This is a genomic window from Candidatus Gracilibacteria bacterium (assembly GCA_028687475.1).
Taxonomy (GTDB): domain Bacteria; phylum Patescibacteriota; class Gracilibacteria; order BD1-5; family UBA2023; genus STC-74.
Map to the genome: position 1 here is coordinate 23,679 of JAQUAB010000004.1, position 13,230 is coordinate 36,908.

The window sequence follows — 13,230 nt, forward strand, 5'->3', positions numbered from 1 at the left end:
CAAAAAATTTTACAACTTTTTTTCTTGAATTCACAAACGACATCTATACACTCGTTTGAGATACTCTTTTATAATGATGCCATGATAACGATTCTTGCGGTTACAGACGGATTCAAGCATTTTGGTGAACCTATATCAGAATATGGAAAACGCCTCGGGAAACATATCAATCTCAAGCCTCTCAAGCCCATTTCGCATACGAATCCAGAATATATCAAGATAAAAGAAACTGCTATCATCAAGGAATCCCTCCAGAAACTCTCTGGAACGGTCATATTGCTCGATGAGCGCGGAAAAGGGATGAATACTCGGGACTTCGCAGAAATGCTCGAAAATGGACGAAATCAGAGCGAAAACTTCATATTCATTATCGGTGGAAGCTACGGCGTGGATCTGGAGCTTTTTACAGAGATTCCTCACAAGACGCTTCGGATTTCCGACTTTGTCATGCCGCATTCTCTCGCCCTTCTCGTTCTCATAGAGCAAATCTACCGCGCACATGAGATTATGAAGGGAAGTGGGTATCATCACGTTTAATATATTCGCTTCTTATTGTAAAATAGAAGCGAATTCTTTCTTCTGAAAAAGAAATACTAAAAAACCCGCGACTGTGGGTACAGCGCGGATTCAAGATTGGATGCCTTTGGTCACTCGCTGTGAGTTCTTAAAAAAATGAACTCGGGAGGACACGAAAGGTCAGTTGGTGAGGTACTCAACCTCGTAGACAAAATGTCTAGCCCAACTGACCTTTCGACGGAATTTTGAGTGGGCTGTCGAGCCACTTTTTGCCCGGTGAGGGCCCATATCCTTCCAACTCATTGAATGAGAAAGATATGAGCCATCACCAGTGTTTTTTGATTCTATTTTTGTATCGGTATACAAGAATTTGCTCTTTTTGTATTTTGATATGAAAATTTGATGAATCTTTGTTTTGGTATTTATAGCAGGAAGATTCTTTGAGGAAGATTTCCTATTATCGGTCAGTCAGGTCTTGTTAAGTATCATTCTCTTTCGAGAAGACATAGGCAGTATATCAGTATTTCGAAAAGTCGACGAGTTCATAGATATTGCCATTCTATGATAAATATTTATAGTTAATACAGAATACTTGAGTAATCCTTTCCCAGCATCAATACTCATTCATATAAAAATATGTACAGTTATTGAACCATTATTGTATAAAATATGTGTCTCTGTATAGTATGTGTATACACTTTTATCGCATTGGAAAGCGGATATTTCAGGAGATTACTATGAAAATTCTTCGAAAAAAATCTCCCCATGCACGAGGAGAGATTGTACCACTATATATTGTGGTATGGATGATTTTTTCTTATTGGAACTGTATTATACACGTATACAATCCATTATTTACTGATTCAGAAGAGCAAAAGCGGCTACTACCCCTGCCGTCTCCGTTCTCATGACTCGTTCAGAAAAATGAGCAAATATGAAACCACTTCATATCATTTCTTGTCTTTCTTCCTCTGACCAGCCACCTTCGGGTCCTACCCAGAGTCCTATATCTTGTATATCAGAGAATTCTCATAATCTCTTTTGTTCTCAGAGAGTATCGAGAACCATATGGATTCATGACTCTGGAAGAGCTCCTTTCTTTTCGAGAAAGTGAATCTCTGGCAATACTAATCCCCCGCACTGTTCCACTGCTTCCCGAGCAATCGCATGGAAACGTGCAATTTTCGAATCTGATAGTACCAGTTTCTGGGACCGATCCGAACGAAAAAATATAAACTTCTTAATTCCTATCTCAACTCATTTCTGGAGAATATACTCGATTTTCTCGATCTTATTCGGAAGCGCCTGATAGAGTACTACTGACTTGGTGGCTTCTGTCTTGGGAAATGTACGAGCAATTCCCTTGAGAGAAATTGATTTCTTCTCGATAGCGACAATCTCGTACTCTGTCTCAGAACCATCACCATCGAAGAGAATCACGTGATCACCTGTTTGGAATCGAAGAACACGAGAGAACTGATGGATAATATCAGCATCTGTGAGGACAACATCGATCGAGAGTGGAAATGGAACAAAAAAACGCTGCATACTATTTACTGTTTTAGAAATTCATAGATATCACGGGGAAGGAGGAGAAAATCGAGCACCATACGCCCCAAGAGAAAAAGGAGAAATACAGACCCCTGAGTGAATCCATAAGCAAAACCTGCTATATCGACAAAAATATTTTCACCGAGTTTCTGTTTCTCGAGATAACGAGCCAGGGCATTCTGAGAAAGCGGAAGTGAATCGGGAGGAATAAAATACTGATCAAGATCTTTTTCTTCGAGTATTTGTTCTTCTTGTATAGCATCAAGCGCCTTATGATAGGTGTCAATGCTAATATCTCCTTGTTCGAGCGCCTGCCGCATATCTTCTTTTAGAAGAGAAAGGGAACGACCCGTCTCGATGCGACGCTTGAGTTCGAATACATCAAGTTTCTTCTTTGTATAGACCTTTTCTTTACTCATCTCGAATTCCTCTTTTTTCTTTTCTACAACCATCTTCTCTTGTTCTTGTTTCTCACGGATGCGATTGCGCGCTTCATTGTACGCTCCTGGATTTTCTTGCATGGACAAAGTATAGTGAGAAACGCTAATAGTTCAACTACTTGCTCCGAATTTTTAATTATTAATTTTTAATTCTTCATTTCTCTTACATCCCCTCCATCTCCATCGCAATCAATACATTCATCTCAGCAGCGTATTCAAGCGGAAGTTCCTTCATGAGTGGTGAGACGAACCCTCGGACAATGAGTGTCTTGGCTTCATCTTCAGGAATCCCTCGAGACATGAGATAGAAAAGTTCTTCTTCTCCAATTTTTCCGACACTTGCCTCATGTGCTACGAGTGCATCATCCGTCGCTACACGAATATCAGGAATCGTATCTGAACGAGAGATACTATCGAGAATGAGTCCATCACAGTCAACCTTCGACACAGCGCCGACAGCTGATTTCTTGATATCTACAAGTCCACGATATATCGACACACCACCATTCTTCGACAAAGACTTCGAGATGACTTCACTCGACGTATTGCGTCCGATATGGATCACCTTGGCTCCGGTATCTGTCTGTTGTCCAGCATTCGCGAATGCGATACCGAAGTGGAGTGCCTTGCTCTCTTCTCACTTCAAGATAGAACACGGATAGAGCATCGTCACACCTGATCCAAGATTACCACCGACCCATTCTATGGATCCATATGAATCCACAATTGCACGTTTTGTATTGAGATTATAAGTATCGATAGACCAGTTTTCCACGCTACTATAGCGCATTTTTGCGTGTTTTCCGACGTATATCTCGACACATCCAGCATGGAGACTGGCAGTTCCATACTTCGGAGCACTACATCCTTCGATATAGTGAGCCTCTGCTTCGTCTTCGAGGATGATGAGTGTATGCTCGAATTGTCCTCCCGCCTTCATATTCATACGGAAATATGCTTGCAGTGGATCAGATACTTTCACCCCTTTCGGAATGTAGAGAAATGTTCCTCCGCTCCACACCGCACCATGAAGTGCCACGAACATATGGTCAGTCGATGGAACCGCGCGCATAAAGTGTTTTCGGACAACTTCTTCATGTTCATGAATCGCGACTGACATATCCTCGAAAATCACTCACTGTGCCTTGAGTTCTTCACGGAGGTTATGATATACCACTTCACTATCGTATTGTGCTCCCACTCCAGCAAGCACTTTCCGTTCTGCCTCAGGGATACCGAGCCGATCGAATGTCTTCTTGATAGCATCTGGAACATCATCCCATGACTTCTGATCTCCAGCACCTTCTGGTTTCCCGAAATAATAAATACTCTCGAGATCCAGCGCTTCAAGCGATGGTCACCATGTCGGCTTCTTCATAGAACGAAATATCTCCAGCGACTTCAGTCGATGTTCGAGCATCCATTCTGGTTCTTTTCCTGATGCGGATATCTGACGAATGAGTTCATCGCTGAGTCCCATTTTCGCCATCTCGGAATACGCAACAACATCGCTCGTATCGAGTGTCGAACGTGATATATCGCCAAATGCCTTGATGTCGTCTTGTTGTGTAGTCATAATTAGAATCCTCTTTCTCGTACTTCCTGTATCAACTCCTGTCCGCCATGTCGATCTATTGTTCCTGACTTCATGATAATTACCTTGTCGACACTGACCGTATCGAGGAGATGGAAGTTATGAGAAATAACAATACAGATCTTCCCTTCATTGCGCCATGTGTCGATTTTTTTCGAGAGAATATCGAGCGCTCCGATATCGAGCCCAGCGTCGATCTCATCGAGCACAATGCATGTTGGTTCGAGAAGTGCTATCTGAAGCATCTCGATACGGCGTTTTTCTCCACCAGAGAATCCTACATAGAGATCTCTATCGAGAAATACTGGTTCAATACCATATTCTGGAAGAAGTTTCTCCACCATACGACGAAATACGAATCCTGATGGAGCTTTTGATCCTGGATTTTTCTCAGTGAAGTGCTTCGTGTAGATGGTTCGGAGGTATTCGATGAGCCGAATCCCTGGAATCTCTGGAACATTCTGGAATGAGAGATACATACCTGCCTTCGCGATCATATCTGGAGAGAGTCATTGTACAGCACAATCACTATACATAGCATTCCCTCTTGTTACGTATTTCGGATGACCAAAAAGCCCAAAAGCAAGTGATGATTTCCCACTCCCATTCTCCCCGAGAATCGCATAAATATTCCCTGATTCGAAGGTATAATTCAGTTCGCGGATGATAGACTTTTCCCCTACAGATACGGAGAAATCGATGAGTGATAACATGCCGACATAATAAGAATCATTCTCAAAAAATCAAAAGAAAATCCAACAACACAAAACCCCTCCGATAAAGGAGGGGTCAAGTGAGTTGTCAGAATCCAATCCCCGAAGGGAGAGAATTACTTAACGTTCTGAGCAGTAGCAGAAGAAACACCTACGTAGCTCTCAGAAGCTCCAACGTAGTAGACCTTATCCACAGAAACCTGTGTATAGTCACCAGCGATGAAGAGAGGAGCGTTTGTGAGGTATACTTCGAATGTAGTATTACCACCATTCTTCGAAAGTTGTTGTCCAGCAGAAGTGAGACCACTACCAGTAAGAAGAGAGAATGTAGCAGTAAGACCAGCCTGAGTGATACCAGTTCCGGCAGTTGTACCGTTACCTTGAGTACCAGCTACACAGTCCTCAGAAGAACCTTGGTCACGGAGACAGAGAGTTCCGTTGAATGTCGTACTAGTAGAACCAGCAAAACGAGATTGGAACTTCACAGTGATTCCTGTAAGAGTAAGACCTGTATTAGAATCAACATTTGTCACAGTTACGAGATACTTGTTGAGTTCAGAAGTCTTAGATACAGAAACTGTTGGAGGAACAGCACCAAGAGTATACTGCTTGAATGTAAGTCCTGGAAGGTTTACAACAAGACCATTACTGTTAGTATCACGAACCACTGTACCAGTTGAATAAACAAGTTGTACTGTGTCACCGATGTAATCATCGATAGAACCAATGGAAGCAACTACCTTATAGTTTCGAGTTGTATCTTTCGCGATAGTATCATTCATGCTGTTGAATGTAATTTTGTTACCATCAACAGTCGCAGAAGATGAAACCTCGAGACCAGTAGCAACATCATAAAGCTTAACGCTAGATGAGCTTGAAACTACACCTGAAAGAGCAGCACTACCTGTATTTGTAAATTCAATTGTCTGAAGACGAACTGCTTCATTTTGTGCGTATACCGCGAAGCGACCGATTTCTTGGTCAGCAGAAGCAAAGATACGACTAGTAGTAGGAGCTGCGATAGTTGCAGTCTTGATTTCTACAGTAGCAGTATTGACAGTAGTCTTATCACTAGTGAGTGACTTACCAGCACCGATTGTAGCAGTGTTGTTAGAAGAGTCACGAGCATCAGTAAGCTCAATAGTGAATGAAATAGCACCATTAACAAGCTGAGAGCTCTTAAGAGAACCTTCAATAGTAAGTGTAGCAGGATTTGTAGAATCAACTACAAATGAAGGAGAAAGATCAACGTAACCAGCAGCAGGGTTAATAGTAGTAAGTGTTCCAACTTCAGAACCATTTACCTTCACGGAAAGTTGGTTGTTGACGAAGGCATAAATACCAGCTCCTGTAGCAGTACCAGCATCAGTTACACCTGTAAGAGTATTACCAACTGGAGTGATACGAAGACCACGGATAGTAAGAGGAACAGATGATGTGAGCTTACCATTGAAGAGCTTAACATTGTTTGTACCTGGAGCGAGAGTTACATTTGCAGAAGTAAGCTTAGAGAAAGTTACTTCAACATTAGTAAATCCGATTGTTACAGCAGTACCAGGAACAGGATATGTACTTACAGATGTAGAATATCCTGTGGCAACTTCTGTAGCAGATACATCACTTGTAGAGTCAAACTTGAATCCAAGAGTAGTACCAGAAGCAGAGCTTCCATCAACGAGAACATCAGCCTTAATTTCGTAAGTCTGAGTGTTTCCAGATGTGAGAGTATCATTGAGACCTGTTACAGAAAGCTTCTCTGCAGAGAGAGATACTGTACCAACCTCGACACCTCCACGGTAAACCTTAGCATTAGCGAGACGCTTAGTGAAATCTACACCAACGCGAGTGAGTGTAAATCCTTGTGCAACTGTATCACGACCACCAGAAGTAAGCTCAACCTTAACGATAGACTGATTTGTCTTACCAGGAGTAAGAGTACCAGCTGAAGTAGAAAGATTAGCAGTAGTATTGGCAGTTACGTATGAAGTTGTATTTACAAGTCCAAGAGTAATAGGAGCACCAGATACAGTTGATGAACCAGCGTTAACTGAGTCAAGAGTGAATTGGTGTTGGCTATTCTCAGAACCAGAAAGGTTCACAACGATGTCAACATTTACTGAAGTACCAGCAGCAACAGTGAGCGCTGGAGAGAAGTAAACATTACCCTTCTGAGAAGTAGCGTTGTAGTAGTCAGCAGAACTAGAGATGATAACTCCATTCTGAGATGCGCGGATTCCGTTTGATGATACAATTCCATCAGCAGCACCAAGACCAGAACGAGATACCACGAGTGAGCTAACAGTTACAGGAGTAGTACCAGCAGTGAGCTTAACAGTACCAACCTTAACATTAGATGCGTTCTTTGGAACGTATTGAGCTACAGCTGTACCTTCGAGAGCAACTGAAAGGTTTCCAGCTACAGTAACACCTGTATTAGTAACACCTGTATTAGTTCCAGGAGTTCCAGGAGTACCGTCAGTAGGCTCAGTACCTACATCAAGTTGAGCAGCGCAAGATGCGATCTTGAACGCTTCTCCACGAGAAGCAGTAGCATTAGGACGGAAGTATGATGCATCAGCAGCACATCCGATCTCATTGGCACGGTTGATGTATCCAGCGAGGTCACCAAGACCAGCGAGATCCATATAACCAGCGTCAACATCGCTACCAGTTTCACCGAGAGCACCGAGGATCATCTTTACCATCTCTGCACGTGTGACGTTAGCAGTAGGACGGAAAGTAGCAGAAGATGTAGAGACAACACCTGCTTCAGCAAGAGCCTCAACATATCCACAAAGATCACCAAGTGAAGAACCAACGTCAGAATAGACGTCACCAGCACATGAAGTAGCTGTGTAACCACCAAGGTTTGCTACAACCTTAGCGAGTTCTGCACGAGTGACATTATCACCGAGGCGGTAACCAGCCTCAGTAGATTGAGCGGTGATAACACCGTAGTCAGCAAGAGCTTGAGCGTAAGGAGCGAACTCTGAAGCAGCGGCAACAAGCGATGAACTTGTAGTTGCAGCGACGAGAGTCACAACACTTACTGCAGAAGCGAGCTTCGAAAAGAAGTTACTCATAACAGTATATGGGTAAAAAAATAAAGTTGCGGATATCTCCGCATATTAAAAGGGGTGATAATCATGGTCAGTGATTATCGGGGTGATTCTCTGGTCAGGAGAATCGCCTTTCTGCCCGAGAGCAGAGAGGTTAAAGCTTTAACCTCAAGTTATTTGCATAACGAGAGGGAGAAATAGTTGCAAGTTGCTAGATCGTAGTTGCTAGATCAGGAGTCTTTCTAGCAACTAGCTACTTAAAATCTAGTAACTACTTCTCCCTCCCCTCATACAGTGATACCTTGAGAAGACCAGCTGAGAAGGAACAAAAATGATGTTAAAGAACATCAAGCAGGGAATCCCGCGAGAATTACGCCAGCATAATATGAAAATAGGGCTATAAAGTCAAATAAAAGTGCTCTGTCTTCACGATATTTTCACATCGAAAATTTATCATCACAGAATTATGAAAATATGCAATATTTATTGTTTCCCTTTGCAATAGAAGAAAGGATGGGAAAACGGAAAAATAAGTTCCTTTTTTGGAATAAATACTTAAAATGCTCTTGTCACTCGGGAAAAGTGAAGAAAAAATCGATAAATACCGCAGAAAACGTGCATCGGCTCTCAAGCCCGAAATAGAAAACAAGAAAGACCAACATATCAAAAGACAATACAATAACATAAATTCCGGAAGTTTTCAGAGATTTGCCCGATTGACGCGCTTATACTCTGACCCACTATTCATATGTCCCCTATCATATCTTTATTTCTTTCACTTATCGTTGGATCGATACTTGGAGGAGGTGTTACGTATTTTTTCGCAATACAAAAAAATAAAAAAATCGCAGCAAATATCATAAAAGAAGCGGAAGCAAATGGGAAAAAAATAATCGCTCGTGCTGAGGAAACTCGTGATATTGCTCGTCAAGAGATCGAAGAAGCACGCAATGATCTCCGCGATCGCAAACAAAATATCGTCGAAAGTGAGAATCGCCTCGTCGAAAAAGAGTCTCGTCTCGATAAAAAATTCGAAGAAATCGATATAAAACGTGGTGAAATCGCCAAAAAAGAACAAGAGCTCGATGATCATATCCAGAATGCCGACAAGAAATCTCGTGAGATCGAGTCTCGACTTCAGGAAGTTGCGAAACTTTCTCAGGAAGAAGCGAAAGAATTGCTCATGAAATATACAGAAGATCGTTATGAACGAGATATTATCGCGCTCATCGACAAGAAGAAAAAAGATCTCAAATCTCGCGAAGAAGAAGCAGCACGTGAGATTATCATCAAGGCGATTCAGCAATACGCTGGCGAGGTCACTGGTGAGACGACTCAGACACTCGTGACACTCGAGAGTGATGATCTGAAGGGGAAACTCATCGGAAAAGAAGGTCGTAATATCATCGCCTTCGAAAAAGCCACTGGAGTATCACTCATTATCGATGATGCACCAGATACGGTATTTCTCTCGAGTTTCGACCTATTCCGTCGCTATATCGCGAAAAAATCCCTCGAAGACCTCATCGCTGACAAGCGTATCCAACCAGCTCGCATCGAAGAAATCGTCGAAAAAAATCAAGCTGAAGCTGATAAACTCATCTACGACCTCGGCCGAAAAACAGTCGATGAAATGGGAGTTATCGGTATTCCTGATGAGATTCTTCCTCTTATTGGAAAATTTCGCTTCCGTACGAGTTATGGGCAGAATATTCTCATGCACTCGAAGGAGGTTGCTTATATCGCTGAGGCGATTGCGAAGCTCATCGGTGCAGATGCAGCACTCGCGCTCAAGGGAGGACTTCTTCATGATATCGGAAAGGCAATGGATCACGATATCGAAGGAACACATCCAGAAATCGGTGGTCGCATCGCCCGCAAATACGGTCTCGATGAGAAAATCGTGAATATCATCGAGAGCCACCATGATGACGTTCCTCAGATCTGTATCGAATCAAAGATTGTGCAAATTGCCGATGCTATCTCCGCGGTTCGTCCTGGAGCTCGCCGTATGAATGTCGAAGACTATATCAAACGTATCCAAGAGATGGAGAATATTGCCATGAGCTTCTCTGGAGTATCGAAGGCGTATGCTCTCTCTGCTGGACGCGAAGTCCGCGTATTCGTCGATGCCGACACAGTATCTGATCTCGATGCCGAGAAAAAAGCTCAGGAAATCGCAGCACAAATTGAAGCGAACTGTAATTATCCAGGTGAAATCAAAATCAACCTCTACCGCGAAAAACGTGTTGTTCAGTATGCGAAATAGAAGCGATAATTAAAAGTTAAAAATCCAGAAATTCTTAACTTTTAATTTTTAATCTTTAATTTTCTGACATGTATCCCACGATCGAACTTCTCGGCTTCAAAATCTACGTCTTCGGTGTTCTCTTGTCTATAACATGGCTTTTGTTTGTGACTCTTCTTCATCATTTTTCCTGGAAAGAAGGATTCACCCGATCGATTTTCTCTGACAAAACAATCATTTATCTCACTCTCTCGATGTTTTTCTTTTCGAGAGTTTGGTATCTTTTCGCTGAATGGAGAGACGAACAATTCATATTGATGGAGCTCGGAAGAGGAAATTTTCTCACCTTCGCGAAACTCTTCTTTGTACCAGAAAACTATCACTTTTCCCTTTTTTGAGGTATATTTGGATTCTTTCTTGTTTTCTTCTGGAAAACAAAAGATGCCCCACGTGAACGTCTTCGTTATTTTGATGCCGTCACTTGGGCTTTCCTTTTCTCGGCGCTTCTTGGTTATCTTGCAGCACTTCTCGGAGGACAAATATATGGAATTCCTTTCAACTCCTTTTTCTCTATTCTCTATAATCACAAGGAAAGTATCGTAGATCTTCGTTCTCCCGTATTTCCACTTCCCATTTTTTATATTATTTTTACAGGAGGAATTCTTCTCAGTCTCACAAAAATACAGAGAAAAATCCACCAAATTCCTGATGGATTTCTTGGTTTTCTCGGACTCGGACTCTTCTCTGGTATGATTTTTCTCGGGGAATTTCTGAATGGTTCTGAAGATATGTTCGAATCCTATTTCTTTCTGAATCTGAATCAGATTGGGGCACTTATAGGTATTTTTATGAGTCTTCTATGAATATTTCGAAATATAGAGAAAAAAATCTAGTCCACTACCGTGGGCTTTTTTTGAGCTTTTGTTCGAGTTATGTTCTCGGCGATATTGTTGGTGTATCGAGCGGAAAGGACTGGGATTTCTGGATTTTCCTCAGTATATTTCTCCTCTTGATTAGTATGAAGAAGTGGAGGATTCTGGCTGTAACAGGGATAGTTGCCTACATGCTCTGATGGTGATATGGATATTCTACCTATGAACAAACGTTAGAAAAAATCATATTCCTCGAAAAAGAAATTCATCTTTTCGATGATAAAAAGTCCATAATAGGAACCGTCGATTCCAAGATGTTTTCCGCAGAACGAAGCAATACATATCGTCTTATCATCGACAATATCGACAATAGATCGACACAAGAAAACCCAAAATGAATGCGGGATTTATCCATATTTATCGAAATTCCTTCTAATCTCGATATTCAAGAATGAGAACGGATTTCCTTCACGGGAAAAATCAAGGAAAATGTCGAGTTTCCACTTGTTGGATATGCACGTTATGCTTTCTATCAGTGATGATATGGTCACATATTTTTACCTGTTTTTAGTCACATTGATGAGAAGAAATCATGAACAATATTCACAAAAATGCGAGAATATTGGACAACACAATTCCGAAAAAATTTTCCCCAAGATATATCAGGAATTCTGATTGGGATGACGATTGGTGCAGATGAATATCTCGAAAAATGAGTCAAGGATTCTTTTACGAAAAGTGGAATTTCCCATATTCTCATCGTCAGCGGATCGAATATTGCCTTTCTCATCATGTTCGTACTCTTCTTCCTGAAATACATACACATCCAAAAATGGTGAAGAATTATACTGATTGGAGGAATCGTATTATTCTATGGAAGTATTGTCGGATGGGATGTCTCCGTCGTCCGAGCGAGTATCATGGGTGTTCTCTCCTATTTTATTGCTGAATACGGTGGGAAAGCTTCAAGTATAGCTACTCTCGCATTCGCAGGACTCCTACTGACCATATACTCACCTCTTTCCCCTGTCTATGATGCTGGTTTCGGACTTTCTTTCGGTGCAACCATCGGGATTCTCATATTCCATAATCCTCTGAAATCTCTCTGGGAAAAGACACGATTTCCGCAATCTATATTTCCATTTGTTTCCGTCTCTATATGAGCTTCTCTCGGAAGTCTCCCGATCCTCATCTATCACTTCTGAACGATTCCTGTTGGATCTATCGTTATCAATATTTTGATCGCTGCAGTTCTCGGATGGATTCTTTTTACATCGATTCTTTTTGTACCGATTGTGTATATATCACCTCTACTTGCCTACTATTTCTGATATATTATCTATATTCCAGCAAAATACATTATTTTTCTCAGTGATATTTTCCAATATTCTCACACAATCACTATTGGGGAGAATTGGAGAGTGATTATAACGCTTCTTCTTATTGGTGGTTATACTGTTTTCTTTCTGGAGAAAGATGTTCTCTTTCGAGAAGCATCTCGAAAACTAGATTCAGAATAAATCATTCTGTGTGAATTTATCCACTTTTTTTAGATCTGCATCAGCTCATTCGAGGAATTTATCCACTGCTTTCGAAGAAATATTGGTAATAAATCGAGCATATTGAAGTGATTGTGATTCTGGAATAATCACATTTCTCGACACGAAGAAAAAACGGAAAAAGCGTTCCGAAGCAAAAATCGCTGTCTCAATTGTACTTCATGTAAGAAGTGTGGAAAGTTTTTGCGCTGTTATGACAGAATTATCAGTCAAAATCAAATATTTTTCCATGCTATTAATCCAGACACTTATCCATTCTCGAAGGGTCGAATGAATCATTTTTTCATGGAATTCTGTCGGCACATCATAGCGATGAAGTGTCGTGATTCTCATCGCCTTGTCTCATTCTCATAACGACTGAAAAAAGAAAAGCGCTGCATCTGGATAGACTAGAGCCACAAGGGAAAGAATATAGCGAGAAGGGAATCATTCTTCGAGAAGGCGACTTACCACTGGAATAAGCTCTTCATAATAAGGACTTTTGATAAATCGAACAAGGATCTGAAAAAGGGCATCATTATCTCCTTTTGCTTTTTGTTCATCTTTTTGTGTTTTTTGAAGTTGCGATTGTGCTTTTTTTGATGCTTCACGTTGTTTTTCGCTTTTCTCACTCGGTGCTTCGGAAGATCCAGAAAGTCCAGGAGAATCTATGTCTTCAGAGGAATCAATTCCCATAGA

The 13,230-nt window shown here is 41.4% G+C and carries 10 protein-coding genes; 4 read left to right on the top strand and 6 right to left on the bottom strand.

Going from position 1 to position 13,230, the window contains the following annotated elements; all coding sequences use genetic code 25:
* Nucleotides 1-81 precede the first annotated feature (81 nt).
* On the top strand, nucleotides 82-537 hold the full coding sequence (locus PHY14_04305; protein ID MDD2694123.1) for a 23S rRNA (pseudouridine(1915)-N(3))-methyltransferase RlmH: 456 nt from the start codon (nucleotides 82-84) through the stop codon (nucleotides 535-537).
* Between the two features lie 834 nt (nucleotides 538-1,371).
* Here the strand turns inward: PHY14_04305 and PHY14_04310 are convergent.
* From PHY14_04310 to PHY14_04330, 5 genes are all read right to left on the bottom strand, one after another.
* Complete coding sequence (locus tag PHY14_04310) at nucleotides 1,372-2,064, bottom strand: RsmE family RNA methyltransferase (protein MDD2694124.1); 693 nt, start codon at nucleotides 2,062-2,064, stop codon at nucleotides 1,372-1,374.
* A gap of 5 nt (nucleotides 2,065-2,069) precedes the next feature.
* On the bottom strand, nucleotides 2,070-2,588 hold the full coding sequence (locus PHY14_04315) for a hypothetical protein (GenBank protein MDD2694125.1): 519 nt from the start codon (nucleotides 2,586-2,588) through the stop codon (nucleotides 2,070-2,072).
* An 82-nt stretch (nucleotides 2,589-2,670) separates the two neighbouring features.
* The gene (gene sufB, locus PHY14_04320; protein MDD2694126.1) at nucleotides 2,671-4,083 is read right to left on the bottom strand and encodes a Fe-S cluster assembly protein SufB; all 1,413 of its coding nucleotides are present in this window, start codon (nucleotides 4,081-4,083) and stop codon (nucleotides 2,671-2,673) included.
* Nucleotides 4,084-4,085: 2 nt separating this feature from the next.
* On the bottom strand, nucleotides 4,086-4,814 hold the full coding sequence (locus PHY14_04325; GenBank protein ID MDD2694127.1) for an ATP-binding cassette domain-containing protein: 729 nt from the start codon (nucleotides 4,812-4,814) through the stop codon (nucleotides 4,086-4,088).
* 116 nt (nucleotides 4,815-4,930) lie between these two features.
* A complete protein-coding gene (locus PHY14_04330; protein ID MDD2694128.1) occupies nucleotides 4,931-7,897 on the bottom strand; it encodes an S-layer homology domain-containing protein in 2,967 nt (988 codons plus the stop codon).
* 724 nt (nucleotides 7,898-8,621) lie between these two features.
* Here PHY14_04330 and rny point away from each other — a divergent pair.
* The 3 genes from rny to PHY14_04345 all read left to right on the top strand — a co-directional run bounded on the left by rny (nucleotide 8,622) and on the right by PHY14_04345 (nucleotide 12,513).
* A complete protein-coding gene (rny, locus tag PHY14_04335) occupies nucleotides 8,622-10,142 on the top strand; it encodes a ribonuclease Y (GenBank protein MDD2694129.1) in 1,521 nt (506 codons plus the stop codon).
* Nucleotides 10,143-10,210: 68 nt separating this feature from the next.
* The gene (locus tag PHY14_04340; protein ID MDD2694130.1) at nucleotides 10,211-11,014 is read left to right on the top strand and encodes a prolipoprotein diacylglyceryl transferase; all 804 of its coding nucleotides are present in this window, start codon (nucleotides 10,211-10,213) and stop codon (nucleotides 11,012-11,014) included.
* Entirely contained in the window at nucleotides 10,981-12,513 is a 1,533-nt protein-coding gene (locus PHY14_04345; protein ID MDD2694131.1) for a ComEC/Rec2 family competence protein, read from the top strand. Before PHY14_04340 ends, PHY14_04345 begins: the two co-directional genes overlap by 34 nt.
* Here PHY14_04345 and PHY14_04350 read toward each other — a convergent pair.
* Nucleotides 12,499-13,227: a hypothetical protein gene (locus PHY14_04350; protein MDD2694132.1), complete on the bottom strand. Its 729-nt coding sequence runs from the start codon at nucleotides 13,225-13,227 to the stop codon at nucleotides 12,499-12,501. The genes PHY14_04345 and PHY14_04350 overlap by 15 nt on opposite strands.
* Nucleotides 13,228-13,230: the final 3 nt, after the last annotated feature.